The sequence below is a fragment of the Clostridium sp. CM039 genome, assembly GCF_055081075.1.
Genome location: NZ_CM143649.1, coordinates 1,607,589 through 1,633,902, shown reverse-complemented (window position 1 = coordinate 1,633,902; position 26,314 = coordinate 1,607,589). Strand labels below are relative to the sequence as shown.

At 32.3% G+C, this 26,314-nt stretch carries 24 protein-coding genes and 2 pseudogenes; 19 read left to right on the top strand and 7 right to left on the bottom strand.

All coding sequences use genetic code 11. The features are described from left to right. Positions 1-34 precede the first annotated feature (34 nt). Entirely contained in the window at positions 35-346 is a 312-nt protein-coding gene (locus tag ACWJJ2_RS07720; RefSeq protein WP_462954143.1) for a hypothetical protein, read from the top strand. 369 nt (positions 347-715) lie between these two features. Here the strand turns inward: ACWJJ2_RS07720 and ACWJJ2_RS07715 are convergent, their stop codons facing one another. From ACWJJ2_RS07715 to ACWJJ2_RS07705, 3 genes are all read right to left on the bottom strand, one after another. Further along, positions 716-931 (bottom strand): helix-turn-helix domain-containing protein, encoded by a 216-nt coding sequence (locus ACWJJ2_RS07715; RefSeq protein WP_462954142.1) that lies wholly within the window; start codon positions 929-931, stop codon positions 716-718. A 74-nt stretch (positions 932-1,005) separates the two neighbouring features. Further along, positions 1,006-2,067 carry an IS30 family transposase gene (locus ACWJJ2_RS07710; RefSeq protein ID WP_462953225.1) on the bottom strand — a complete coding sequence of 354 codons (1,062 nt, stop codon included), beginning with the start codon at positions 2,065-2,067 and terminating at the stop codon, positions 1,006-1,008. A gap of 104 nt (positions 2,068-2,171) precedes the next feature. Next, positions 2,172-2,594 carry a hypothetical protein gene (locus tag ACWJJ2_RS07705; RefSeq protein WP_462954141.1) on the bottom strand — a complete coding sequence of 141 codons (423 nt, stop codon included), beginning with the start codon at positions 2,592-2,594 and terminating at the stop codon, positions 2,172-2,174. A 275-nt stretch (positions 2,595-2,869) separates the two neighbouring features. Here ACWJJ2_RS07705 and ACWJJ2_RS07700 point away from each other — a divergent pair, with 275 nt between their 5' ends. The 5 genes from ACWJJ2_RS07700 to ACWJJ2_RS07680 all read left to right on the top strand — a co-directional run bounded on the left by ACWJJ2_RS07700 (position 2,870) and on the right by ACWJJ2_RS07680 (position 8,354). Further along, positions 2,870-3,691: a sugar phosphate isomerase/epimerase family protein gene (locus ACWJJ2_RS07700; protein ID WP_462954140.1), complete on the top strand. Its 822-nt coding sequence runs from the start codon at positions 2,870-2,872 to the stop codon at positions 3,689-3,691. Positions 3,692-3,776: 85 nt separating this feature from the next. Next, a complete protein-coding gene (locus ACWJJ2_RS07695; protein ID WP_462954139.1) occupies positions 3,777-4,829 on the top strand; it encodes a zinc-dependent alcohol dehydrogenase in 1,053 nt (350 codons plus the stop codon). 40 nt (positions 4,830-4,869) lie between these two features. After that, the gene (gene iolG, locus ACWJJ2_RS07690) at positions 4,870-5,883 is read left to right on the top strand and encodes an inositol 2-dehydrogenase (RefSeq protein ID WP_216304652.1); all 1,014 of its coding nucleotides are present in this window, start codon (positions 4,870-4,872) and stop codon (positions 5,881-5,883) included. Positions 5,884-5,901: 18 nt separating this feature from the next. Beyond that, positions 5,902-6,798, top strand: coding sequence for a myo-inosose-2 dehydratase (gene iolE / locus ACWJJ2_RS07685; protein ID WP_220287598.1), 897 nt, complete (start codon positions 5,902-5,904; stop codon positions 6,796-6,798). 146 nt (positions 6,799-6,944) lie between these two features. Continuing rightward, the gene (locus ACWJJ2_RS07680; protein ID WP_462954138.1) at positions 6,945-8,354 is read left to right on the top strand and encodes a sugar porter family MFS transporter; all 1,410 of its coding nucleotides are present in this window, start codon (positions 6,945-6,947) and stop codon (positions 8,352-8,354) included. A 322-nt stretch (positions 8,355-8,676) separates the two neighbouring features. On the opposite strand, the gene ACWJJ2_RS07675 is transcribed toward ACWJJ2_RS07680, so the two are convergent. Further along, the gene (locus ACWJJ2_RS07675; RefSeq protein ID WP_216304528.1) at positions 8,677-8,817 is read right to left on the bottom strand and encodes a hypothetical protein; all 141 of its coding nucleotides are present in this window, start codon (positions 8,815-8,817) and stop codon (positions 8,677-8,679) included. Positions 8,818-9,196: 379 nt separating this feature from the next. Here ACWJJ2_RS07675 and ACWJJ2_RS07670 point away from each other — a divergent pair, with 379 nt between their 5' ends. Next, on the top strand, positions 9,197-10,357 hold the full coding sequence (locus ACWJJ2_RS07670; protein WP_220320537.1) for a MerR family transcriptional regulator: 1,161 nt from the start codon (positions 9,197-9,199) through the stop codon (positions 10,355-10,357). An 83-nt stretch (positions 10,358-10,440) separates the two neighbouring features. Further along, positions 10,441-10,674: a hypothetical protein gene (locus ACWJJ2_RS07665; protein WP_216304526.1), complete on the top strand. Its 234-nt coding sequence runs from the start codon at positions 10,441-10,443 to the stop codon at positions 10,672-10,674. 178 nt (positions 10,675-10,852) lie between these two features. Here ACWJJ2_RS07665 and ACWJJ2_RS07660 read toward each other — a convergent pair whose 3' ends face one another. Then, the gene (locus ACWJJ2_RS07660) at positions 10,853-11,887 is read right to left on the bottom strand and encodes a hypothetical protein (RefSeq protein ID WP_462954137.1); all 1,035 of its coding nucleotides are present in this window, start codon (positions 11,885-11,887) and stop codon (positions 10,853-10,855) included. Between the two features lie 487 nt (positions 11,888-12,374). Here ACWJJ2_RS07660 and ACWJJ2_RS07655 point away from each other — a divergent pair, with 487 nt between their 5' ends. The 4 genes from ACWJJ2_RS07655 (at position 12,375) to ACWJJ2_RS07640 (ending at position 16,199) form a co-directional block, all read left to right on the top strand. After that, the gene (locus tag ACWJJ2_RS07655) at positions 12,375-12,860 is read left to right on the top strand and encodes a MarR family transcriptional regulator (protein ID WP_462954136.1); all 486 of its coding nucleotides are present in this window, start codon (positions 12,375-12,377) and stop codon (positions 12,858-12,860) included. A 263-nt stretch (positions 12,861-13,123) separates the two neighbouring features. Continuing rightward, a complete protein-coding gene (locus ACWJJ2_RS07650) occupies positions 13,124-13,705 on the top strand; it encodes a flavin reductase (protein WP_220287611.1) in 582 nt (193 codons plus the stop codon). A 214-nt stretch (positions 13,706-13,919) separates the two neighbouring features. Further along, positions 13,920-14,912: an alpha/beta fold hydrolase gene (locus ACWJJ2_RS07645; protein WP_462954135.1), complete on the top strand. Its 993-nt coding sequence runs from the start codon at positions 13,920-13,922 to the stop codon at positions 14,910-14,912. A 291-nt stretch (positions 14,913-15,203) separates the two neighbouring features. After that, positions 15,204-16,199 carry a M28 family peptidase gene (locus tag ACWJJ2_RS07640; protein ID WP_258280734.1) on the top strand — a complete coding sequence of 332 codons (996 nt, stop codon included), beginning with the start codon at positions 15,204-15,206 and terminating at the stop codon, positions 16,197-16,199. Between the two features lie 177 nt (positions 16,200-16,376). Here ACWJJ2_RS07640 and ACWJJ2_RS07635 read toward each other — a convergent pair whose 3' ends face one another. After that, the gene (locus ACWJJ2_RS07635; RefSeq protein ID WP_462954134.1) at positions 16,377-18,614 is read right to left on the bottom strand and encodes an ATP-binding cassette domain-containing protein; all 2,238 of its coding nucleotides are present in this window, start codon (positions 18,612-18,614) and stop codon (positions 16,377-16,379) included. 539 nt (positions 18,615-19,153) lie between these two features. Between ACWJJ2_RS07635 and ACWJJ2_RS07630 the strand changes: the two are divergent. From ACWJJ2_RS07630 to ACWJJ2_RS07610, 5 genes and pseudogenes are all read left to right on the top strand, one after another. Then, positions 19,154-19,399: pseudogene (locus ACWJJ2_RS07630) on the top strand (helix-turn-helix domain-containing protein); the annotation flags it as partial. 410 nt (positions 19,400-19,809) lie between these two features. Continuing rightward, on the top strand, positions 19,810-20,010 hold the full coding sequence (locus ACWJJ2_RS07625) for a GyrI-like domain-containing protein (protein ID WP_462954133.1): 201 nt from the start codon (positions 19,810-19,812) through the stop codon (positions 20,008-20,010). Next, entirely contained in the window at positions 20,011-20,469 is a 459-nt protein-coding gene (locus ACWJJ2_RS07620) for a GyrI-like domain-containing protein (protein WP_462954132.1), read from the top strand. A 1-nt stretch (position 20,470) separates the two neighbouring features. Beyond that, entirely contained in the window at positions 20,471-21,427 is a 957-nt protein-coding gene (locus ACWJJ2_RS07615) for an ABC transporter ATP-binding protein (protein ID WP_220287617.1), read from the top strand. After that, positions 21,418-22,173, top strand: coding sequence for an ABC transporter permease (locus ACWJJ2_RS07610; RefSeq protein ID WP_220287619.1), 756 nt, complete (start codon positions 21,418-21,420; stop codon positions 22,171-22,173). Before ACWJJ2_RS07615 ends, ACWJJ2_RS07610 begins: the two co-directional genes overlap by 10 nt. A gap of 433 nt (positions 22,174-22,606) precedes the next feature. Here the strand turns inward: ACWJJ2_RS07610 and ACWJJ2_RS07605 are convergent, their stop codons facing one another. Next, positions 22,607-22,810, bottom strand: a complete 204-nt coding sequence (locus ACWJJ2_RS07605) for a recombinase family protein (protein WP_216304650.1) — start codon at positions 22,808-22,810, stop codon at positions 22,607-22,609. 463 nt (positions 22,811-23,273) lie between these two features. Between ACWJJ2_RS07605 and ACWJJ2_RS07600 the strand changes: the two are divergent. Continuing rightward, positions 23,274-24,704: pseudogene (locus tag ACWJJ2_RS07600) on the top strand (aldehyde dehydrogenase family protein). A 198-nt stretch (positions 24,705-24,902) separates the two neighbouring features. Continuing rightward, positions 24,903-25,646 carry an acetoacetate decarboxylase gene (gene adc / locus ACWJJ2_RS07595; protein ID WP_462954131.1) on the top strand — a complete coding sequence of 248 codons (744 nt, stop codon included), beginning with the start codon at positions 24,903-24,905 and terminating at the stop codon, positions 25,644-25,646. The last annotated feature ends 668 nt before the right edge of the window (positions 25,647-26,314 follow it).

Below are 26,314 nucleotides of genomic sequence, written 5' to 3'. Positions count from 1 at the left end.
GAACTTGTCTGGATTTTATATCCGTATGTTTTCTATGACAAGAGACGCTAATGAATTTTTCCATGACGAAAAAATTGATGGAGATATTTATTTTTCAGGAGGATATGATTTGCTTCAAGAAGTTGAACATATATTTTCCTATGATGAGATCGAGCATTATGAGGAATTAGGGATCGATGCCTATGAAGAAGATTCTTTTGAAATTATTAGATGGTTCTCGGAAATATGGAAGAAAATTATTGGAACAAAAATCAACATTCCTTCGTACTTATGTTTACATGACGATATAAGATCTTTTGATCTAATAAATATGGAATGGATTTCAGACGATGAAAAGTGGATATAAAAATAAACTATCAACCAACTAATTATCGCGATTGCAACGATATTAATATTTAAAAATGTTGTGAAATGACCAGGTTCGGATTCAGATGTTGAGCCGATAAAAACTATCACCTTAAGTATATACTTAAGTGATGACAGCTACGAAAGTTGCTCAATGTCTGAAACGAGCTATTGAACGATCCCGCGTTAGCTCTACTATAGAGATTAAATCTTTCTCCTCTTTTGTAATCATTTCACCCTTGTCACAGCAAGAACAAATAGTTATATCTATTCCCCTCTTATTTATTTTTCTATTTAGATTTTACGATAATTGTATTTAATGCAATAAAATTCTGCCTATTTTATTATGAGATATTAATGTTTAAGTCTACTACCGCGTTCTTTTTCTATATTCATTGGGGGAAACATTCACATATTTCTTAAATGTAGTACAAAAATGACTTTGACTATTAAAACCAGATTTAAAATAAATCACATCTAGTGGATAGGATGAGTTGTCTAAGAAATTTTTTGCTACATTTGTTCTACATATGTTTATGTATTCACAAAATTTAAAACTAGTATTCTCTTTAAAAAGATAACACAAGTAGTTTCTGCTTATATGAATGTGAGTGTAGATTGCAATATAAAATGTCCGAAATTTTCAAGAAAAATATAATGTTAAGTTGTAATGGTTTTCTGTTCCATCATATTGGCAGATAAACCGTTGAAAATCCTTCTTGGATAATTGTTGATCCAGTGCTGTATTCGCATAATTTGTTTTTTAGAGAATGCTGAAATATCCACACCTTTTGGGATAAATCGTCGTATCATTTTATTGATATTTTCGTTTGTGCCTCGCTCCCATGAACTATATGGGTGAGCATAATACACTTTAGTTCTCTTTCGTTTATTTCTTACTGAGTTCTCAATACCCTCGAAATCAAGGTTCTCACAGCCGTTATCACAGGTGATTGTTTTAAATGTTTTCGAGAATAACATTCCCATTTTACGCTCCAATTTGTCCAATTCTTTCACGACAGCCGCCTGTGATTTAGATGGTATTTTAAAGACTAACTCCTTACGAGTTACTCTTTCACTTAACACCATCAAGACAGTTTTTGTACCCTGTTTGCCAACTACAGTGTCCATTTCCCAGTGGCCTATCTCATCACGTGCAGCTACCGCTGCAGGTCTCTCCGATATGCTAGTTCCTTTGGTATTGTTATACGCTGATCTTATTTTTTTATAGTTTCTCTTTTTAGCATTCTTTTTAACAGGCAGATCTTTGTTACTTATATTTAAAAACAAATTATTATCCAAATAGTTATACACAGTTTTGAAGCAAATAGTTGTTTCAAATTGTAGATCTTTATTTGTGATATTTTGAATAGCTGCATACGGAGATTCGCCATCTATACCAATAGCTTTTTCTAAGTACTTCACCAATTTATGATCTTTTCCTATTTTTAATGCAGGACCTTTAGCGGTACCTTGTTTGTCATGCTCTGACTGCCCAATTTCTGCGCTATATTCCATGCGAGTGGTTAAGTCACTATTCAATAGTTCTACAATTCCTTTAGCAATTTCACGCCTTATTGTACGTTCTGAACGCCCACCTATTTGCTCCGCAATACGAGTTGAATTAAGTCCCATTTTGTGTAAAGCTTCTAACTTTATGCGTTCCTCGTATGTTATGTGTTTACCTTTTCTGCTCTGTGTGATAAAATCTAATTGACTCATTTGAAATCCTCCCGTATATGTTGGTTTAGTCACTTAACATTATACAAGAGTATTTCTCTTGAGTCTTTATTTTTTGTTACTCTTCGGTCATTTCATTATACAACTTACCTTATATGAATGTGAGTTGCAACTTTTTGTAAGGTTATCTTTTTTTCAATATTTGAATGAATATAGGCCAAAGCATGTTTTATAATTTCGTTTTCTGATATTGATTTATCATGATGAATGGCTTTTATGTAGCTCTTAATAATTGCTTTCCCTAAAGAAATTAAATCTTCCTTTAAGTGATAATTGTCCATAAGATTAAGATTTTTATAGCATAAATCCCCCAAGGTTATGGAATTGTTGTTGCAGAAATAGGTGTATATAAAGATGTTAATTGAGTAGAGCAGTTTCCTTAATTCATTTGTATTACTGGATAATACTAAAAGTACTTTTACCTTTTTCATATATATCATATTGGCATTTTCTAAGTTATTATTCTTAATGCTTAAGGCAAGTTCTGTGTGATTGAGTAAATTTTTCATAGCATCTCCTTAATATTTTAAAAAAATATAGTAATAATGTTAAAAAAATCTAATTTAAAACCATTATAATGTAAATAAGAACGATAATCAATATCAACACAATAAAAAATGTAAATAAAATTGTTCCCTATCATAATGAAGAGGGACGGTAAGGGTTATCAGCAGTTACTATACCAATAGCAATATGAATGTACATAATATTATCAAGAGGAGGAAAAAAATGAAAAAATTAGTAATTATTTATTGGAGTGGAACTAAGAAAGAGGTGATTGTGTATGCCTAAAATAAGTTACAACACTAATGGATTAAGAAAACTGGAGTTGATTGAAGCCATCAACAAGGTAAAGAATTTTGGCTACGATGGCTTAGAAATGTCATTTCACGATAACCATATTAATCCATTAAACGTGAGTAGAGAGCGATTATTGCAAGTAAAAAAAATATGCAAAGATATAGATATCGTATGTATTGCTACTGGCGCGGATAAGTTATTAAGTTCTGAACCATTTGAACCATCATTAATAAATACTGAAAAGGAGGGCAGAAGAAAAAGAATTGATTTGTTAAAAAAATCAATAGCTGTAGCTAAATATTTAGAAGTACCTGTTTTAAATTTTGCAAGTGGAAAATTAAAAGAAGGTATGGATAAAGAAAAAGCTATGGAGTATCTTTGTGAGGGAATTGATACCTTATTAGAAGAAGATGACAAAATAATACTAGCAATAGAACCAGAACCTAATTTTTTTGTCGGTACATCAGCTGTTGCAGTAGAATTAATTAAAAAGATAAATAATCCAAGATTTAGGTTGAATTTAGATATTGGACATGTTTATTGCTGTGAAAATGATTTTTATGGAGCTTTAGAAAATTCTTTACAATATACACGCCATATTCATATAGAAGATATTAAGAATAAGGTACATTATCATCAAATACCTGGAGAAGGAGATATAAACTTTCAAAAGGTGTTTGAAATCCTAAAGAAATATAACTATGAAGATTATGTAAGTGTAGAGTTATATAACCATTCAGAAATGTGTGATAAGGCATTAAAGGAAAGTAAAGAGTACCTAACTAATGTAATCGATAGTTTTTAGTATAGTGGGAATGCATTATTAGATATAAAAGGATATATAGATGGTCTCAAAACAAATAAACAAATAAAGGAAGAGGGTAATAAGTATGGTTTTAGAAAAAACGGGGCTTTTTAAAAACAAAGCTGTAATGTTAAGTGGTCCCCAAAAGATAGAAGTTAAAGAAATAAAATTGAACCCAATCAAGGATGGTGAAATACTCATAAAGGTTAATTATGTAGCCCTTTGTGGTTCCGATATAAAACTATATGAAGGAAAATACTTAGGTCCACATAGTTATCCCATCATTTTGGGACATGAATGGGTAGGAAAAATAAGTTCTATTGGGGAAAATGTAAAAGGAAATTGGAATATTGGAGATTTAGTAACTGGGGATTGTTCTATCTATTGTGATGAATGTACTCTCTGTAAAGAGAATAAAAATCAATGTGACTATGTACAAAAAAGAGGTATAACAATTGACGGAGCATGTGCACAATATATTATTGAAAATGAGAAGTATATTTATCATTGCCCAAAAATTAGCAAACATAAGGCGTTTGTTCTAGCAGAACCTATGGCTGTTGCTGTACAAGCAATAACCAACAGAATTGAAAAATCAAAATTAAAAAAAATTAATAATGCTTTGGTACTAGGTGCCGGCGGGATAGGCGTGATGTCATTATTTGTATTACGAGAGATAGGTATCCCTAATATTACAGTGGCAGATATAGAAAGCAAGAAACTAGAGTTGATTTCTTCATTTGATTTTTCTAATGTAAATACAGTTAACATGGATTTTAAGGATAGTATAGGGGATTCAAATAATTGTTATGATCTTATCATTGAGGCTACTGGAAGTGGAGAAGCGTTTAAGAAAGCACTTATTCTAGCTGAAAGATGTGGAACTGTCATTTGCATTGGTCATCAGAACTATATTGATTTAGATTTTGAAACAGTTATTAAAAAAGCATTAAGTATTTATGGCAGTATTGGCGGTACAGGAGGATTTGAAAAAGCAATACAAATAATAGAGAAGAACAGTGAAAATATTTCAAAAGTAATTACTGAGACAATACCATTGGACGACGTTGAAAAAGAGTTTATTGATGGATTAAAAATATCAGATAATATTAAAATTGCGATAAATTTACAAGTATAAACAAGTATCATATGCTGATTAAGAGGGGGTACGGGGCAATATGTTAAAGGTTGGAATTATTGGTGTAGGAAGAATTGGGAAGGTACATGGAGAAAGTATATCAAAATATGTTAAAAATGCTGAAATTAAATCAATTGCTGATGCATACTTAAACGATGCTACAAGAGAATGGGCAAAGAGTAAGGGAATACTTGAGGTATATACTGACTATAAAAAAATATTAGAAGATCCAGAAATTGATGCAGTATTAATTTGCTCCTCAACAGATACACACTCACCAATCTCAATAGAAGCAATAAGAGCAGGAAAGCATGTTTTCTGTGAAAAACCAATTGATCATGATTTAACTAGAATAAAAGAAGTCATTAATGAATTAGGTAAATCTAAGGTTAAGTATCAAGTAGGGTTTAATAGAAGATTTGACCACAACTTTAAATCAATTAAGAATGCGGTTGCTAGTGGAAAAATTGGAGAACCTCATATTTTGAAAATAACTTCAAGAGATCCTGAGCCACCTTCAATAGATTATGTGAAGATTTCTGGTGGCATGTTCTTAGATATGACAATTCATGATTTTGATATGGCTAGATATCTTTTAGATAGTGAAGTTGAAGAAGTTTATGCACTCGGTAATGTATTGATAGACAACGCTATAGGCGAAGCTGGGGACATTGATACAGCTATTATAACATTAAAGATGCAAAACGGAACTTTAGCAGTAATTGATAACTCAAGGCAGTCAGCTTATGGATATGATCAAAGGGCTGAAGTGTTTGGATCATTAGGTCAGGTTTCAATAGCAAATGATAGCACTTCATCGGCAGTAATATCAAATGAAAATGGTGTTACAGGAGAAAAACCATTATTCTTCTTCCTAGAAAGATATATGCAGGCTTATGCGCAGGAAGTAACAGAATTTATTGACGCAATTGTAAATAATACAGATACACCTGTAGATGGTGAAGATGGGTTACAAGCTGTATTAATTGGTGAAGCTGCTACAAAATCATTACATGAGAACAGACCAGTTAAATTATCTGAAATTAAATTTTAATTATGAGGGGTGTTAATTATGTTAGATAGTAAAAAGGTCAAATTAGGTATTGCTCCAATTGCATGGACAAATGATGATATGCCAGATTTAGGAAAAGAAAACACTTTTGATCAGTGCTTGAGTGAAGCCGCATTAGCTGGTTTCCAAGGAACAGAGGTAGGAAATAAGTATCCAAAGGATGTTAAAGTTTTAAAAAAGGCTTTAGAGCTTAGAGGGTTGGAAATTGCAAGCGGTTGGTTTAGTTCATTCTTAACCACGAAACCATATGAAGAAACTAAGGCGGAATTCATTAAGCATAGAGATTTTCTACATGCTTTGGGAGCTAATATAATCGTTGTAGCTGAGCAGGGACATAGCGTACAAGGTGAAGTAGATACTCCAGTGTTTGATGAAAAGTACCATTTTAATGAGGAAGAATGGAAGCTGCTTGGAAATGGATTAAACAAGCTAGGAAAGTTGGCCCAAGATAAGGGAATGAAGCTCGTTTACCATCATCATATGGGAACAGGAGTACAAACAACAGAAGAAATCGACAAGCTTATGAGCATTACTGATGAAAAGTTAGTTTACTTGTTGTTTGATTCAGGTCATTTAGTATATTCAGGTGAGGAGCATATAGAAATACTTAAAAAATATATAAATAGAATCAAGCATGTTCATTTAAAAGATATTAGACCGGAGATAGCAAAAAAGGTTAAAGATGAAAAACTTAGTTTCTTAAAAGGAGTTCGATTAGGAGCTTTTACAGTACCAGGTGATGGAAGCATTGATTTTAATGCAATATTCAAAATTTTAGCAGAAAACAATTATGAGGGTTGGCTATTGGTGGAAGCAGAACAAGACCCTGCAAAGGCAAATCCATTTGAATATGCAGTAAAGGCAAGAAAATATATTAAAGAGACATGCGGACTATAATCTCCCTGTAAGTATATTAAATTTATGTGGTGTATTTTTACTATACTACAATGAAGGGAAATATAAAAGTTTACCGGTTAAAAGTTAGGGAAACCAATGCTTTCTGAATTTAACAAGCTACTAATTATGAAGTAGGAGGAATTAGTATGGAACAAAATCTTAAGAAAAAAAAATTCCTAAGCAAAATAGCTTTTATATCAACTTTGGGTGGACTTTTATTTGGATATGATACGGGGGTAATCAATGGGTCCTTAAGTTATATGGCTAGAAAGGATCAATTGGATTTAAACACTATCACTGAAGGACTTGTTACAAGCGGATTATTATTTGGTGCAGCTATAGGTGCAGTAGTAGGAGGACGTTTATCTGATAGATACGGTAGAAAAACAATAATTAAATTTCTTGCTATAGTTTTCGTCTTTGCAACTTTAGGTTGCTCAATTTCATCTAGTGCATCAATTTTAATCTTTTGTAGATTTATATTAGGACTAGCGGTGGGAGGAGCATCAGTTATTGTACCAACATTTTTAGCTGAAATATCTCCTACGCACTTAAGGGGAAGTATTGTCACCCAAAATGAAGTTATGATTGTTATTGGACAACTATTAGCTTATATATTGAATGCTATTTTAGGAAATGTTTTTGATACTCCTGGTATTTGGCGCTATATGATAGTCATTGCTACTATCCCAGCAATTATCTTATGGGTTGGAATATTAACAGTTCCTGAAACCCCAAGATGGTTAGCCGCTAACGGAAAATTTTATCAAGCATTGGAGATTTTAAGAAAAATTCGTAATGAAGAAGATGCAGAGGAGGAAATTAAGGAAATAGAACAAGTTATTCAAGCTGAAAAAAATTTAGAGTGTGCTACTTTTAAAGATTTAAATACTCCATGGATTCGCCACATTGTATTAATTGGAATCGGAATAGCCGTTACACAACAAATCCCAGGAATTAATATAATGATGTATTATGGAACAACAATTTTGGAAAAAGCCGGTTTTGGAACTCGAATGGCATTAATAGCTAATATAGCAAATGGATTAATGTCTGTTATTGCGGCAGTTATCTATATGAAATTTTTTGCAAATAGATTTGGTCGTAGACCCTTATTATTAATAGGACTTTCTGGAACTACCTTAACTATGCTTGCAATGTCTATTCTTACAAATACGTTAGCGGGTTCAAGTATGCTTCCATACGTTGTACTTATATTTACTGTGATTTTCTTAGCTTTCTTCCAAGGGTGTCTTGGACCAATAGTCTGGTTATTACTAGCCGAAATTTTCCCGATAAGAATAAGAGGATTAGGAATGGGTATTGCAGTATTTTTCCTATGGACCACTAACTTTTTTATTGGCCTTCTTTTCCCTACAATATTAAAAGGGTTAGGTTTATCTGGTTCATTTATGGTATTTGTAGTGTTAGGCGCTATGGGTATGATATTTGTATATAAATGTGTACCAGAAACACTTGGTATATCTCTTGAAGAATTAGAGAAAACTTTTAAGAATTATAAAACAAAAAATACAGGGATAACTATAGAAAAATAAATAGTAGGAATTACATATAGACAAAGGTACATTTAAAAAAATAGGTTCTTAATTAGTGTGATTTCTAGTCAATAATAATAAAGATTATTCTTATATGTCATCTTAAGTAACCCCATATCTATGATAGGGGGTTACTTGAGATGACAATGATCTTAATAGGGGTTATTGCAACATTAACCTTTATAAATCAAAGAAGCAACATATGGTTTTTTAAATGTAATATTTATTATATGCGTTTCCCAAATAGCATGTTCTTCCATGTATTTGTTTATTCTTCCTCTAAATTTTGTTCTTTACCATATTTATTACTTACATCAAGAAATTATTTCCCTTTCTTTTTCTTTTTAAGATTTCCTTGTCTACCAATACTTTCTGTAGGTTTTATCTTGGACTTTGCCTTGACGCTCTTAGCTTTCTCCACTGACTTGTTAACAGCTACCTTACCCTTAACAATTGCCTTCATAATATCCCCCTTTTGATTTTCTTTTATTCTAATATGGTAATTTGCCCTATTATCATATTGTACGTATTTATCATAGAAATAACACTTAAAATCATAAATAGTACCACAGTGACTTTCACAGCGTTAATGGCAACCGCAGTCGCAAGCTCCTTAGAAAAACTCCCTGGGGGATATTAATAAATCATGGATATAATTTGTTTTGCTACTTTGTCTAACTAAATTAGATGCTCTATGCTCTTAAAAAAAGTAAAAAAGTGTTGACCCTAACACTATGTCATAGTGTAATATAAAAATAGAGTTTAACGACATTGGCAAAACTCATAGACGGCGAGTATTAAACAGTATTGATAGCTCTAAAGTCAAAGTTGGAGGTGCAGCAATGAAAACAATAAAACAAGTTTCGGATTTGACAGGAATAAGTGTGCGCATGCTACATTACTACGATAAAATCGGATTGTTAAAACCAAGCAATTTTACAGACGCAGGTTACAGACTTTATGACGATGAAGCTCTTGAAACCTTGCAACAGATTTTATTTTTTAAGGAACTTGATATACCACTAAAAGAAGTTAAAGAAATCATGGCTAGTGCCCACTTTGATAAAATGCAAGCACTAAAAAGTCATGAAAAATTGCTTATACTAAAACGCAACAGATTGAATGGTTTAATAGAACTTGTAAATAAAACATTAAAAGGAGAAACCACAATGAGTTTTGAAGAATTTGATATGAGTGAATATTATAATGCACTAGAAGAATTTAAAACTGAACACAAAAATATTATAATTAAATCTTATGGTAGTATGGATAAATATGATAAATTTATTGGAATGTGTAAATCTAAGGAAGCTGAGATTGCTAAAATGGCTATAAAGCAATATGGAAGTATTAAAAAATATGTTAAAGCTATGAAGAAAAATTTTAATAGTGATATGTTTATTAAAGAAGAACAATATGATAAGTTTAAAAAAGATTGCTTGGAAGATAAGCATCCTAAATTAAAAGAACTATATAAAAAGCTTGTATCTGACTTAAGTAAAGATCCTTTTTCAAAGGGAATTCAACAGATTGCTGAAGAAATAACAAATATAGCTAAAAAAGATTATGAAATTTTCAAAATGGATAATGGGGATGATTATTGGTACTCTATGGTAAAAATTTATTTAGTATATCCTAAGTGGATAGAAGAAGTTGATAAGAAATATGGAAATGGTGCATCTAAATTTATCGGAGAAGCCCTAAAAAATTATTTGGCAGATAAGCTGCCTAAAATAAATACATTATATGAAAAGCTTACATCTGACTTAAGTAAAGATTCTTCTTCAAAAGAGATTCAACAAATTGTTGATAAAATTGCAGCTATAACTAAAAAGAGTCTTGAATCTTTAAAAGTGGATGTTGGAGATAACTATTGGGGTTATACAGCTGATCATTATTTATCAAATCCTACGTATATAAAAGTAATCGATAAGGAATATGGCACTGGTGCATCTAAATTTATTGGAGAAGCTTTAAAATTTTATTCTGAAAATAATAAGTAATGAATTATTCCAAGCACTCTCAATTTCTTGAGATGTTTCATTTTTAATGAAGGCTTTACATCTGGATTTTCTATCCGTTTTCTATGACAAGAGATGCTAATGAGTTTTTCCATGACAAAAGAATTGATAGAGATATTTATTTTTCTGGAGGATATGATTTGTTTCAAGAAGTGGAACATATATTTTCCTATGATGAGATCGAGTATTATGAGAAATTGGGGATCAATTACTATGAAGAAGGTTCTTTTGAACTTATTAGATGGTTTTCGGAAATATGTAAGAAAAATCAACATTCCTTCGTACTTATGTTTACATGAACGATATAAGATCTTTTGATCTAATAAATTTGAGAAGTGTTTAGGCACATGCTGAATATTAGTTCCAGCATGTGACCAGTTTTACAATTATGTCCATTGAACCCTATTTGAATCTACCCAAATAGATATTTTAAAGGTATTAATGATCTATTACTAAGTAAATACAAAATATTTTATACTAGAATTTTACTGAAGACACAAAACATAAATTAACTGCAGCTCCATCGGTTCCAGGAATGTCAATTAATGCTAAACTTGCACCAGTTGCTAAAACAGTGTTGTTGCCTGATATTATATTGTCTCTATTTGAATCTATATTAGCAACACTTTTACTAATATTATCTTCAAACAATAATCTTAGCTGTTCAGAGCAACATTGCTTACAAGCATCTGACATATCTTTAATAGTTTTATCCAAAGCAACTTTCAATGCATCTGGTACTTTATCGGAAGAACTATCTACTAAAGCGGAAGCTTGTATTAACTCAATTTCACAAAGAGATACAATTGTTCCATCTTTAAATTGAACTAATACCGCTGTGGATGCATCATTTGCATCAGGATAAAATCTATCTATGCTGTCATTAGTTACAGGTGGTTGTGGTGCTACTGTTTCAACCCTTATGTTAGTTGCACTAACGCTAAATAGATAACCTAAAACTACTCTTAAACTTGGTAAACAGCATTCACAACTACTTGGCCCGGCAGGTCCTTGAGCTCCAGTATCGCCTTTCGGTCCTTGTGGCCCGGCAGGTCCTTGAGCTCCAGTATCGCCTTTCGGCCCTTGTGGCCCGGAAGGTCCTTGAGCTCCAGTATCGCCTTTCGGTCCTTGTGGACCGGAAGGTCCTTGAGCTCCAGTATCGCCTTTCGGTCCTTGTGGACCAGCAGGTCCTTGAGCTCCAGTATCGCCTTTCGGTCCTTGTGGACCAGCAGGTCCTTGAGTCCCAGTATCGCCTTTCGGTCCTTGTGGACCAGCAGGTCCTTGAGCGCCAGTATTGCCTTTCCGTCCTTGTGGACCAGCAGGTCCTTGAAATCCAGTATCACCTTTCAGCCCTTGTGGACCAGGTGGACATTGTGGTGGGCATAGTTTTGGTTTACAACAAGTTTCACAATATTTTTTTTTATAATTTGTACAATTTTTACAACTTACAATATCATTCTCATCAATAGCATGCCAATAATACCTACTGTTTGGTCTTTGATTAATCCCCATAATATTTTCCTCCTTAATTCTAATAAAAAGCTCTACTTTATATAATATGTGACTATGACAATTATGATAATTATCTTATTTGTTGGATGTGTGGTAATAATACTATGAGTAAGATTTATAATGACAATAGTAAAGTAGGCAATATATCTGATACTTTTGGTTTAGATTAAAGTTCAGGAATTGCCCCACTTGATTTCACTGTACATGTATTAAGAAAGCTTGTTGTATTTTTACCAGAAGTATTAGATACCTTTTTTATTGGGGTATTTTCATATATTGTACATCAACTTAAAAAGGCAGTAATGTCTTTTTTCTATATAATCTGCTAATATCATAGAAATAACACGAATGATGAATGGTTATACGACTTTGTCTCTATTTTTTCAGATGTAGCTCAATGCTTAGAATAATTACTTTAACATTGTTGAAATAGAAACAAAAGTATAATATAATATTGTTAATACACTAACGGGTGGGAGGCCAGGCCATGAACAAAGAAGAACAGGTCATAATGGGTTTCAGGGACTTATTAAACAAGATAGTTTCGCTTAATAAGGTTAAGATGAAAGACAGTCTTAAGGGCTATAAGTCTTCTGAAGTACATTGCATCGAATACATTGGAAGAAATGTAGATTCAAACGTGACAAGACTTGCGGAGTCCTTTTATATGACTAGGGGTGCCATAAGTAAACTAACTAAGAAGCTCATAAAAAAAGGCATTATCGAAAGCTACCAGAAACCGGATAATAAGAAAGAAATCTATTTTAGGCTTGCTGAGCAAGGGAAAGTAATTAACAAAGTCCATGAGCAGTTGCACAAAGAGTTTCAAGAGCGGGATAAAGCCGTATTTGAACAGGTAACCGAGGAACAATTTGATATCATGCTTAGCTTCGTGGAAAAGTATAGTAGGCATTTGGATGCAGAAATAAAGAAGCAAGGTGTAGATATAAAAAATCCAAATGATTCTGAATAATGGGGTTGTATAAAAAAGTAGCCTAAAGGGGCTGTATCAAAACGCTGAAACATCAGCGTATGATACAGCCCCCTTTATTATTGACAAGGAAACAATAAAGTGATAGAATGGTTATGTTGCCAAGGAAACATAACTATTCTTTTTCGAGAGGTGAGAATTTTAAATGTGTAAATTTAAGTAAATCAATACACAATCTACAGAACAAACCGTTATATAGTATATATAATAATACTATAAATAGACCAGACATAAAAGGAGAAAAAATGAAAGAAAAAATAAATCATGTAAATGTCAAAGAGATGAATTTTGATCAATTATTTAAACAAATTTCTACGGAAGAGATATGCGACAATGTACTTACGTTGGTAGGTCCGTTGGTAGGAAAAGAATTTACGGTTATTACTGCGGGCAAGGAAGATCATTATAATTCCATGATAGGCAGTGGGGGTGGTTTGGGAACTCTTTTCAAAAAGCCCACCACTTGGTGTATTCTTCGAGCAGACCGTTATACGCTTGAAATAATTCAAAAAGAGCAAACATATACGCTGTCTTACTTCGCGAATGAATATAAGGAACAAGTGCTCCTTTTGGGAAGTAAATCAGGAAGAGATAGTGAAAAAATGAAAGAAGTTGAATTGACAAGGGTTCAAACTCCTTCCGGTGATATGTCTTTCAAAGAAGCCAGACTAATTATTGAATGTAAATTAACGCAACTTACTACCCCCAATCCCAATGATTTTTACACACAAGAAACTAAAGACTATATAAACGAAGCTTACAAAGAAGCAAACCATTATCGCAAATTTGCATTTGGGGAAATCACCCATGTTTGGGTAAAGAAATAAGAAGAAACCAGAATTAACGCAGAGAATAATAAGTCATTCTCTGCTTAAGTCGTAGGGGTTAAAAATAGGGTTGTTTTTTAACAACTCTTTTTTTAATTTTCCATAAAATTGCAAAATATACAATTTTATGGAATTAAAATATAAAATATGGTATATTCTTATATGTAAGGTATATTTAACTATCTTATTTTTAAAAATATAAGGGGGCGTTAAAATGAGAGGAAATGTATCAAAAAAGCTTATATCTACTGTAGTAGCGGCTACACTAATGTTGGGGTCATTCTCAATAAATGCATATGCTAAGGAAGATAATAATCAATTTGAAGGTAAGGTAAGCATAGGCGATTTCGGGCTATATACTAAAATAGCGGGAGAGGGCAAGGTTTCTGTAGTGTTTGATTCAGGTTATAATGATGGTATAAATACTGAAAGTGATCCCCAAAAAGGTTGGGGAGAAATTCAACAGGAAATATCTAAATATGCAAGAACAGTAACATATGATAGAGCAGGGCTTGGAAAAAGTGATGACACTGCCAATAGAGAACCATTAAATGATAAAGATAGGCAACTATTGATGAATAATAATTTTTGCTCAGTATCATATGATAGCTCAATATTTGGAAAAGGTAATGGCAAAACAGCCATTGATAAAGCTCGTAACTTACATGCCCTTTTAAGAGCAAAAGGTGTTAAAGCACCTTATCTTTTAGTAGCTCATTCAATAGCTAGTTTAGATGCTGTTGAATTTACAAAATTGTATCGAAAAGAGGTTGCAGGCATAATTATGGTAGATGGTTCAGGAAAGAATGTTATGGGGGATGCGATGAATTTCATTAATTCAAATATGCCAGAACTGAAAGAATCTCTCTTAGGTCAGTTTACTAAAGCGGATGGCACAATAGATGAAGTATTACAAAGTGAGCAGCAGGTGTACCAAGCAGGAGATGTACTTAGAAATGTACCATTAACTTACCTATCAGCAGATGATGAAGGTATGGGACCCATATATCAAGCAGTTGTAAACGCAGAACAAGAAGATTGGCTTAGCTGCTCTAATTACTCTAAAAGAATACCAGTTCCAAATTCTGGACACTATATATATATAGACCAACCTCAGTACGTAGTAAATGCAATTAAAGACATGATTAATACTATAGAAAATAAAAATTCACCACACAAGGATGATAATCAAAAGATTATGAAATAATAATCGGTACTTTGTTAAGGTCAATTCAAGTAAAGTTTGCGCTAGATTAAGAGGATGATTTCTGTATTGTGAACAGGAGTTATCTTTTTTTATTGGCCATTCTAAGGGGGTCATTTTCAGGATTGCAGCTAAATCTTGAGAAAACAAGGATTTTATATTGTAAAGATGATGATAGAAAGGGAGATTACCCAGATTATAAAATTTCGTTTGAGGACTATTTACAGAAATGATTGAATAGCCATAATAATATTGGAAAGAATTATAAATATAAAACTGTTAGGAGGAATTTATATGAAGCCTATACTAAAATTAAGTGTTATATTGGCCATGGTTCTAACTTTTTCATCTTGTTCTTCTCCAGAAGTTAGCCAAAATTCTAAGACAACTACTGGAAACCATGGACAATCAGTACAAGTATCGCAGGTTCAAACTCCTGTAAAGATTCCAACTATTAAAGAAACAGTTGCTACTTTATGCTCAGATGAGTTTCAGGGGAGATTAACTGGCTCAAAAGGAAATGAAAAAACTGGCGAATATATTGTGAAAACTTTTAAAGACATAGGATTAGACCCTTTTTTTGATGATAGTTATTATCAAAAATATTATCTGGGAGTTAACAGCAGTTATAGAGGCGGAGAAAATAATATTAAACTTAAAATGGTTAATAATGTTGTAGGAGTTATAAAAGGTAAAAAAAGCGAAAATGCAGTAGTGATATCAGCTCATTTTGATCATTTAGGATATGTGGATGGAACAATTATTAGGGGAGCATTAGATAATGCTTCGGGGGTATCAGCCTTAATAGAAGTAGCACATAAACTAAAAGAGAAATCTAAAGCAAAACCATTTGATACGGATATAATTTTTTGTGCCTTTAATGGAGAAGAAGTTGGATTAAAGGGGAGTCAAGCTTTTGTCAATGCTGTTACATCTACTAATTATAATTTCTATAACATTAATATAGATTGTGTAGGAGCTAAAAAAGGAGGAAAACTTGCTCTAAAGAATAAGAACGAGCTTTCCAATAAGTTATATGGCGCAGTAAAAACTGCTTTTAAAAAGGATAACATTGGATTTGCAGATACTGTGGTGCATGGTTTAAGTGACCATGTCAATTTTCAATCTATGGGGATTCCCAGTGTTTTTATAGCACAAGAAAATGTTGAGAATTTAGTCCATAAACCCACAGATACTCCGGACACTTTAGATTATGGGCAAATAGATAAAATTGCAAATGCTATAAGTGATTTTATAGGGGCAAATGATGGAGTAATATTTATACAATAGTTATTGTTGAAAAAGGAGACTAATAAAAAACTATATTTATATTTCATCACAAGTAACCCCATATCTAATGATATGGGGTTTAATATATTTAGATTATATTGATGTCTGAATGTAACACTAGAATTTGTACTGTATGTTATAATAACAATATTTAGTAAAATGCACTTTATCTCTAAACTATATATATTTAGCAGTAAGAGATTCTTTACATTTAGTTAACTCTAAAGGTGTCCCCTCAAAAATTACATTTCCGCCTCTTATACCACCCTCTGGTCCAAGATCTATTATCCAATCTGCGCTCCTAATAATATCCATATTGTGTTCTATTATAATAACAGTATTTCCATTATCAACAATATTTTCAACTATGCCTATGAATTTTTCTATATCAGACATGTGAAGTCCAGTTGATGGTTCATCCATAACATATATTGAACCATTTTTATGTAATTCGTTAGCAAGTTTCAACCTTTGGCATTCTCCACCGGATAATGTATCAAGTGTTTGACCTAAAGTTAAATATCCAATTCCCATTTCTTCTATTGACTGTAACTTTGTCTTAATTTGTTTATTATTAAAAAATACTAAAGCTTCCGAAACAGTCATATCTAGAACATCTATTATTGTTTGATCTTGGATAGTATATTCTAAAACTTCTTTTTTGAACCTTTTACCAGCGCATTCTTCACAAGTGTTTTTAGTATTCTCCATAAAAGCAAGGTTTGTTTCAATTATTCCAGTGCCATTACAATTTTCACAGGCACCTTTTGAATTATAACTAAATAGTGATGCATTGACGTTATTATCTTTTGCAAAGCCCTTTCTTATGTTATCCATTATTCCACCATAAGTGGCTAGGCTTGATCTAGAATTTGCGGAAACCGCACTCTGGTCAATTAATATAACATCTTTATTTTGATTTGGAAATTCCTGTTTCATAAGTGTACTTTTCCCAGAGCCTGCAACACCTGTTATAACCGTTAATACCCCCTTGGGGACCTTAACTGATATGTTTTTTAGATTATTTGTATTGCAATTATTAACTTCTAGATATCCATTAGGCTTTCTTGTAACTTTTTTAATTGAAAGACTACTCTTTAAGGCATTTCCTGTAAGTGTGCCAGATGTGAGTAATTCATCATAGCTTCCTTCAAATACTATATTACCGCCTTTGGTACCTGCATATGGACCAACATCAACAACATAATCAGCGATTTTTATGACATCTGGATCATGTTCAACTACAATAACTGTATTTCCTTTATCTCTGAGCTTTTGTAATAGATCATTTAATTTATGAACATCTCTTGGATGAAGCCCAATACTTGGCTCATCAAATATATACAATAAATCTATAAGATTACTATTTAAATGCTTAACCATCTTTATGCGCTGAGATTCACCACCTGATAGTGTTGAAGTCTCCCTATCAAGGGTTAAATATCCCAGGCCTATATCAATAATATTATTGAGTTTTTCTTTTATACTATCAATTACCGTGGAGACTTCTTTAAAATTAATTTCGTCTATAACATTAATAAGTTCATCAATTTGCATTGACATAAAATCTGAAATGTTATAACCATTAATTAAAGAACTTAATGCTTCTTGATTTAGTCTTTTACCGTGGCACAGAGGGCATTCTGCTGACATCGTTAATTTACTAAGCTTTTTCTTTGAAGCCTCAGACATTTCCTTATCACTATTTAAATATGATCTATTAAACTTTAGAATTAACCCTTCATAAGTTATATTCATTGTTCCAATAACATTTACTTTTATCTTTTCAGGGGGGCCATATAAAAATTTCTCTAGTTCCTCATCTGTATAATCACATAGATTCTTATCATTATCGAAAAAGCCAGATTCAGCAAATATTTTCCATGGCCAAGAACCAATACCAAACCCAGAGAGCAATATAGCACCTTCATTAATTGATTTATTTTTATCTAGAATTTGATCCATATCTACAGTTAGTTTCATGCCAAGGCCCTCACACTCTGGGCACATACCACTTATATCATTAAAAGAAAACTTATTTCGTTGAGCTATATGAGGAATAGCTATTCTAGAAAAGAGCATTCTAATGAATGGGTTAATATCTGTAATCGTTCCAAGGGTTGACCTTGAACTCGCACCAATTCTTTTTTGATCAATAATTATCGGTGTAGATAAATTTCCTATATATTCAGCTTTCACTTCGCCATACTTTGGTAAAAAGTTTCTAATAAAGGCACTAAACGTCTCATTTAACTGACGTTTTGCTTCCTTTCCTATTGTATCAAAAACAATAGAGGACTTTCCTGAACCAGATACCCCAGTAAATATAGTGATTTTTCTTTTAGGTATATTTAATGAAACATTTTTTAAATTATTTTCTCTACATCCTTTTAAGATTATAAACTCTTCCTTCATCTTATCTCCTCCATCGATCATTCTTCTGTTGCTCTTACTATATCTACATTTATATCTAGTGTTTCTATAACTTCTTTTAAATAATCCTAGTTGCCAACTTTTATTTGATAAAGCATTTTAAATATAGACATCATACCATAATTTAATTATATAACATTAATGCAACCTATAAACTTGCTGGAGAAAAATCTATGATCGTTTGGGGTAAGATGGATTAATAAATGAACTGCGAGGTAAACATTTAAATACAAGTGTTACCCAAGATGAATTGCCGAATAGCGATAAGTTAAAAATATAAAATAGCTTTTATAGTATAATTAAGTAAATGATTTAATAATGAGTAATTTCAAGTAAAGCCGTCCTAAATAAGAGTTATCTGAAATTTACATGTAAATTTAAATAAAAAGTTTATTATAAATTCAATTGTGTATTAAGTATTAAAAAATTAGTTTACAAATCTGGACATCAAAAGAGAGGCTTTATAATTTACATTGTGCTAAACTTTTATATAAGAAGAAGGGGTGGTAAAAGTGAAATGGATGAAACAATTAAGTGAAGTAATTGATTATATAGAAAGCAATTTAACTGGTGTTATTTCCTATGATGAAATTGCAAAAATGGCTTGCTGCTCCACTTATTATTTTCAAAGAATATTTTCTTACGTTGCAGACATTCCCTTGTCCGAGTATATACGCCGTAGACGTATGACGGCAGCAGCGCTTGAATTACAAACAAGTGATAGGAAAGTGATGGATATCGGTTTAAAATACGGATATGAATCCCCAACATCCTTTAATCGAGCATTTCAAAGTGTTCATGGTGTCGCTCCAACTGTTGCACGTACAAAGGGAACATTATTAACCGCTTATTCACCTATAAGTTTTTCAATTTCAGTTATAGGAGGTGAGAATATGAACTATAGAATTGAAACAAAAGAAACAATTAGAATTGTTGGGGTTAGGACAGCATTACAAGAGGATATGGACCAAAACCAAAAAAATGTTCCCGTATTTTGGAATAGGATGCTTGAAAGTACGTTATTTTCTGAAATTTGTGGACTTATAGACAAAGATCCACATGGTATTTTTGGTGTCACAGCCTATACAAATCCACAAAATATCTATTACTATATTGCTACTCCTACGGATAAACCTGTACCTGATGTTTTGAGTTTGAGATACCAGCTGCCACATGGGTGGTCTTTGAATGTAACGGTCATTTTAAGGAATCCGTTCAAACTATATTTAAACGATTTCTTACAGAATGGCTTCCAGTTTCAGGATATGAATACGCTGAACTTCCTGATATAGAAGTTTATCCTGTTAGCGATAAAGGCTCAAAAGGCGGTCATGCAGAAGTCTGGATTGCAATTAAGAAAGAGAGAAGTGAAGAATAAATGGATTATCAAATTGAAATTAGAGATATCGAAACTATTAGAGTGGCTTTTATGAAGTATAAGGGAGTTGTCACTGAAGCAAGTAAAGTATTTCCCAATGTGTTTAAGTCTATTCAGGGCAAATCAAATGGTGCACCATTTTTCTGCTACTATGTGGTGGATCGGAAATCAAAAATGGGTGAAATGGAATTATGTGTTCCTACTGTTGAAACACCAAACGGGAATGGTATTACAGTAAAAGAACTTCCGCGGATAAAAGCTGTTTGTGCTACTCATATCGGTTCTTATGAAACTATGAATTACGAATATGAAGCAATTGACCGTTATGCACGGGAAAATAACCTAACATTACAGCCTCCGTTTAGGGAAGTCTATATCAAGGGTCCGGGAATGTTTTTGAAAGGCAATCCCCAAAAGTATATTACAGAAATACTATTCCCGATTAAAGAGGAGGAATAGTATGTCTGCAATTGTAATTGATAAATTGGTTAAACAGTATAAGAACGGCGTCAAGGGCTTAGACGATTTAAGTTTGGAAGTAAACTGCGGAGAAATTTTTTCTTTGCTTGGACCAAATGGTGCAGGAAAGTCTTCGCTTATCAACATACTAACAACACTTTACAAGCCTACATCTGGAACTGTAACCATGTTATGTAAAGATTTATGCAAGGAACCCGCTTGGATTCGTACACAGATTGCCTGTGTTTCACAGCGCGTTTCTATTGATGATCACCTATCTCTTATGGAAAATATGATATTTCAAAGCAGGCTCTACAAGGTGGACAATGTTACAGCAAAAAAAAGGATAAACATCCTTATTGACAGTTTCGGACTGTCGAAGTATTTGAAATACCCGGTTGCTTCCTATTCCGGCGGAGTAAAGCGTCGATTGGATATTGCAATGAATATGGTATCAATGCCTAAAATACTTTTTTTAGACGAACCAACGGTTGGTATGGATGTCGCTTCCAGAAAGGCCATGTGGGAAATCGTTCAAAAAATCCGGGATGATTTTAAAACAACGATTTTTTTGACCACCCATTATCTTGATGAAGCTGATCAACTTAGCGATACAATTTGTATTATGAAAGAAGGCCACGGATTGATACAGGAAACTCCTGGAAATCTGAAGCAATATATAAGACAAAATATACTCCGCATTGGTTTTTATGAGAAGAAAAAAGCGGAAGAATGTGCGGAGATACTTGCTAAAGCACATATACTTCCGTCAATAAACATCCGTAAATACTCGATTTTTGCGGATGCTGGAGATGATCGAAAAACTTTTGAAGATATTAACAAGTGGCTTCTGGAAAAGAGGGTCTCTTTTGAGGCGATAGAAATAGTACAGCCCAGCCTTGAAGATGTGTTCTTGAAGTTAACTGGGTATGGCGAAGAGGTGAGTAAATGGAGATAATAAATATATTATGGCGCAATATAAAGTGGCGATTTCAGAACCCTATTTCAATACTACTTACAATTATACAGCCTCTTATTTGGTTAGTATTATATAGTTCAATCGCGGAACAGTCCATGAAGAATATATCAGGCGGCAACTATACTTCGTTTATGCTACCTGGTATCATGGTGCTTGTTACACTCGCATGCTGTAGTAGCGGCGGTTATATCAATTTTATTATGAAATCCAATGGTAGCTTCTACAGGATATTGATAGCGCCTGTAAAACGAAGCTCCATTGTTCTGGGACAAATACTGGAAGCAGTTTTAGTTTCATTTATTGAAATAGCCATCATGCTTGTTCTATCTATATTTTTGTCAGTACGTATTGCATCTGGATTTATTGGATTGTTTCTGATGATACCTCTTATTTTTCTTACGGCATTTTTTATGTCGGGGTTATCTTATGCTATTAGTATGTGTTTGCCCAATGAAACAATTTATGAAACCATCATGAATCTGATTGTACTTTCCATCTTCTTTACAAGCACAGCATTATTTCCCATGGAAAGTATATCTGGAGGCTTAAAAATTGCGGTAATGATAAATCCTTTCACTCATATTATAAACTGCCTGCGGAGTTTGATTTTGGGAACTTCTATTGATTGGCAAAACTTATTACTTGTGACAGTGATATTTATCTGTCTTTGCTCAATCAGCTTTGTATTGGCATTTTGGAAACTGAAAAAAGAAACTGTTAATTAATTAAAGTGATTTACGTTAGAGTTAATCACTTGTTTTACAAATTTCATATATTTCGTCGCAAGTAATCCTATATCTAATGCTATGGGATTACTTGGCTTTAAGTGTATAGTGATATTCTAAAAGTAACACAATACCAATTGAGTTAATTTCACATTGAGGCTATAGAGTAGATATGAGCATAGGTGTAGCATCAACATTTTCGAATTCATTGGCTGTACCCTAATTAGCAATAACATCTCTTATTCCATAATTATTCAGTATGATTCTTCTTATAAATTTTGTTGTTCTGTTATAGCTTAAATCTTACATTACATATTGAAAGATATATCAATATGTAATTAATTTATCACTTTATTTTAGTTCTATTGAGTTGACAATTTTAAATTAGGTCTACCCAACTTAATTCCCTTCTCATTAGCATTCTTTAGTACCTCTATAACTCTACCATGTATTTTTTTCCTTTCCTTGTTAATACTTTATACTGTTTTCTTTCAAAGTCCTTACCACTTGCTCTATCCTCGAATGTAACTTTATATTCAATGTTATTAGATACAGCATATTGTTCTAGGGCTTCATGTTGCCTGTCTGTGTTTTGTTCCTTGGTGCTAACTCTTATATAAGTATATATATTTTTCATCCTTTACAACTCCCACGAATTATTTACCATGATTTTATTGTAATGGGTACCATAAAACATATCAAACCACATTTGTTTAAATCATTAAAAATCTAGTTGCCTAAAAACTATGAATTTTTAGGAAGAATCATTCTTTACAGATCATATGATAAAAATATCTCACCTTAGTGTAGTTTGGTATCGTTTAAAATGCCTGTCATTACATTTATTGCATTTATATACTATTTTTGGCTTAATTAGTGGTAATATCCTATTTGTACAGAAATAAAACATCTTATTCACTAAAACATGTTTGTTATAAAATGAATAGCACTACGCCAATTTTTTATTGAATATCGATGGTTAGAAATAATTCTATACTATTATTATAATTTCCAGTTATCTTTATCATTTTGTAGTTAGTTGAAATACTGGAAATTCATTAAAAACTAAATACAAAATTAATTATTCGAGGAGGAAAACTATGATGAAAGATGTATTAGTATCACCACAAACAAAAGATTTAAATGTAATAACAAATGTTGAAGGTACCAAATTTAAGCAAGCTAACAATGAGGGTTTATATTTAGGAGTGTTCGAAGACGTTAAAATTGCTATTGCCAAAGCAATATATGCACAAAAGGCGTTGACTATTTCTTATAATAAAGAAGATAGAGAACGACTTATAAGAAGTATAAGAAAGGCTACATTGGAAAATAAAGAGATACTCTCAAGAATGATTTTAGAAGAAACAAAAATGGGACGATATGAAGATAAAATATTAAAACATGAATTGGCAGCTAAATATACTCCGGGTACAGAAGATCTAACTACTACAGCTTGGTCTGGAGACCACGGGCTTACCGTAGTAGAGATGTCTCCATATGGGGTCATAGGTGCGATTACACCCTCCACAAATCCAACGGAAACTGTTATTTGCAATAGTATAGGTATGATAGCTGCCGGAAATTCTGTCGTGTTTAATGGACATCCAGGGGCAAAAAAATGTGTTGCATTTGCTGTAGATATGATAAATAGAGCCATCATCTCTTCTGGTGGTCCAGAAAATTTAGTAACTACTGTAGAAAATCCAACTATGGAATCCTTAGGTGTAATTATGAAACACCCATATATAAAACTTTTATGTGGGACTGGAGGACCAGGATTAATAAAAACACTTTTAAATTCAGGTAAAAAAGCTATAGGTGCAGGTTCCGGAAATCCTCCTGTTATAGTAGATGATACTGCCGATATAAAGAAGGCCGCAAAAAGCATCATAGAAGGTTGTTCTTTTGATAACAATTTACCTTGTATTGCAGAAAAAGAAGTGTTTGTTTTTGAAAATGTAGCAAATGATTTAATAAATAATATGATTCAAAACAATTCTGTACTTCTAAATAAAGAGCAAGTATCAAGGTTATTAGATTTAATACTAATAAAGAAAGATGAGAAAAGTTATAATTGCAACAAAAAACTAGAATATGATATAAATAAAAAATGGGTAGGAAAAGATGCAAAATTATTTTTAGATCAAATAGATGTAGAAGTACCTACTAACGTTAAATGTATAATATGAGAGGTAGATACAAATCATCCTTTTGTAATGACAGAGCTTATGATGCCAATACTTCCAATTGTAAGAGTTAAAGATATTGATGAAGCTATAGAGTGTGCAAAAATAGCGGAACAAAACAAACGACATAGTGCATATATATATTCAAAAAATATTGATAATTTAAATAGATTTGAAAAAGAAATAGATACAACTATTTTTGTAAAGAATGCTAAATCCTTTGCTGGAGTAGGTTTTGGTGCAGAAGGATTTACAACATTCACTATTGCTGGACCTACTGGTGAAGGAATAACCTCTGCAAGAAATTTTACAAAACAAAGGAGATGTGTGCTTGCAAACTAACTTTTTAATGAAGCCGGTGCATTTACAAACCATGGCAGGGAGATACAACCATTGATGAAATTAATTCTGTGACAGAAGCAAATTTAATTATTCCAGATGATATAAAGATTATGGATGTATAAAAATTTATATTTCAAAATATAGTACTTGTAAAAAAATTGTTGATAATAATAAATAAGAAAAGAGAGTGATTATTTTATGTTAGAAAGTGAAATAACTAACCACATTACAACACCACTTACTGCTCCATCATTTCCTAGAGGACCCTATAGATTTCATAACCGTGAATATCTTAATATAGTATACCGTACAAGTGCTGATGCCTTACTAAAAGTTGTACCGGAACCTTTATCTTTAGATTTAGATGAACCTTTAGTTAGAGTTGAAATGATGTATATGCCGGATGTAAGTGGATTAGGTGCTTATACAGAATGTGGCCAGGTTATTCCTGTAAGTTTTAATGGTATAAAAGGTGACTATTTGCATATGATGTATTTAGATAATTATCCAGCTATTGCCGTTGGTAGAGAACTTAGTGCCTACCCTAAAAAACTTGGTTATCCAAAACTATTTGTTGATTCAGATACATTAGTTGGTACATTAGATTACGGAAAATTAAGAGTATTAACTGCTACGATGGGATATAAACACCAATCTTTAGATATAAATGAGGCACGCAATGAAATTTGCCGTCCTAATTTTATGCTAAAAATTATACCTAATTATGATGGAACTCAAAGAGTTTGCGAGCTCATATCTTCACAAATTACGAAGGTTACTATACATGAGGCATGGACTGGTCCTGCAAGATTACAATTATTCGATCATGCTATGGCACCATTTAATGACCTACCTGTAAAAGAAATAGTATCCTGTTCTCATATTCTTACGAACTTGACCCTTCCTACTCCTAAAGTTGTATATGATTATCTAAAAAAATAGTTATAATATATCACTGCATAAAAAGATATCACCAACTGACAGGTGGTATTTTTTTTGCATTTTTAAATAATAGATTATCAAAAGTATTAATTGTTGTTAATGCACAGTATTTGCAATAATGTTATTAACATTTGTTCTATAAATCAATCTTTGGGATATGTGTAGTAATGGAACGAAAATCCCTGTCGTTTCAATTAAATAATTGTTTAGTTCATAAAACGTTTACAGTTAATTTACAGTTAAGCTAACTGTTATTAAACAGTAGATCACGTAGTACTGATCTTGTTAGTATACCTGTTGATTGCTCATAATTCAATCTTTTTAGTTCAGGAGCGGCTTCAAGTTTTTTTCTCCAACTAGTTTTAGCTCGTGCCATTTTGACTAAAATTTTAATATTAGCTTGAGTTCCATTCTTAATTTTATAAGTTATTAATATCTAAACCACCTCGCTCCTCTTTTTTATATTCCTATAGGAAATATTAGTATCATTTATTTGTGGGTTGAATTTAAAAGAGCACCTTATAGAGCCTTTATCTAACTTTTATAATAAAATCATATCATAAAACCTGCAATTTTTTTGTAATATTATGTTTTGATTAATGATAACTATTTTGCAAATTTCGCTAATATTATAAATGTAGACTCTTATAAATTGGTACATATGTCAA

Coding starts and splice junctions, on each gene's coding strand:
- ACWJJ2_RS07720 (WP_462954143.1), top strand. CDS start 35: ATGACAAGAGACGCTAATGAATTTTTCCATGACGAAAAAATTGATGGA.
- ACWJJ2_RS07710 (WP_462953225.1), bottom strand. CDS start 2,067: ATGAGTCAATTAGATTTTATCACACAGAGCAGAAAAGGTAAACACATA.
- ACWJJ2_RS07705 (WP_462954141.1), bottom strand. CDS start 2,594: ATGAAAAATTTACTCAATCACACAGAACTTGCCTTAAGCATTAAGAAT.
- ACWJJ2_RS07700 (WP_462954140.1), top strand. CDS start 2,870: ATGCCTAAAATAAGTTACAACACTAATGGATTAAGAAAACTGGAGTTG.
- ACWJJ2_RS07695 (WP_462954139.1), top strand. CDS start 3,777: ATGGTTTTAGAAAAAACGGGGCTTTTTAAAAACAAAGCTGTAATGTTA.
- iolG (WP_216304652.1), top strand. CDS start 4,870: ATGTTAAAGGTTGGAATTATTGGTGTAGGAAGAATTGGGAAGGTACAT.
- iolE (WP_220287598.1), top strand. CDS start 5,902: ATGTTAGATAGTAAAAAGGTCAAATTAGGTATTGCTCCAATTGCATGG.
- ACWJJ2_RS07680 (WP_462954138.1), top strand. CDS start 6,945: ATGGAACAAAATCTTAAGAAAAAAAAATTCCTAAGCAAAATAGCTTTT.
- ACWJJ2_RS07675 (WP_216304528.1), bottom strand. CDS start 8,817: ATGAAGGCAATTGTTAAGGGTAAGGTAGCTGTTAACAAGTCAGTGGAG.
- ACWJJ2_RS07670 (WP_220320537.1), top strand. CDS start 9,197: ATGAAAACAATAAAACAAGTTTCGGATTTGACAGGAATAAGTGTGCGC.
- ACWJJ2_RS07665 (WP_216304526.1), top strand. CDS start 10,441: ATGACAAGAGATGCTAATGAGTTTTTCCATGACAAAAGAATTGATAGA.
- ACWJJ2_RS07660 (WP_462954137.1), bottom strand. CDS start 11,887: ATGGGGATTAATCAAAGACCAAACAGTAGGTATTATTGGCATGCTATT.
- ACWJJ2_RS07655 (WP_462954136.1), top strand. CDS start 12,375: ATGAACAAAGAAGAACAGGTCATAATGGGTTTCAGGGACTTATTAAAC.
- ACWJJ2_RS07650 (WP_220287611.1), top strand. CDS start 13,124: ATGAAAGAAAAAATAAATCATGTAAATGTCAAAGAGATGAATTTTGAT.
- ACWJJ2_RS07645 (WP_462954135.1), top strand. CDS start 13,920: ATGAGAGGAAATGTATCAAAAAAGCTTATATCTACTGTAGTAGCGGCT.
- ACWJJ2_RS07640 (WP_258280734.1), top strand. CDS start 15,204: ATGAAGCCTATACTAAAATTAAGTGTTATATTGGCCATGGTTCTAACT.
- ACWJJ2_RS07635 (WP_462954134.1), bottom strand. CDS start 18,614: ATGAAGGAAGAGTTTATAATCTTAAAAGGATGTAGAGAAAATAATTTA.
- ACWJJ2_RS07620 (WP_462954132.1), top strand. CDS start 20,011: ATGGATTATCAAATTGAAATTAGAGATATCGAAACTATTAGAGTGGCT.
- ACWJJ2_RS07615 (WP_220287617.1), top strand. CDS start 20,471: ATGTCTGCAATTGTAATTGATAAATTGGTTAAACAGTATAAGAACGGC.
- ACWJJ2_RS07610 (WP_220287619.1), top strand. CDS start 21,418: ATGGAGATAATAAATATATTATGGCGCAATATAAAGTGGCGATTTCAG.
- ACWJJ2_RS07605 (WP_216304650.1), bottom strand. CDS start 22,810: ATGAAAAATATATATACTTATATAAGAGTTAGCACCAAGGAACAAAAC.
- adc (WP_462954131.1), top strand. CDS start 24,903: ATGTTAGAAAGTGAAATAACTAACCACATTACAACACCACTTACTGCT.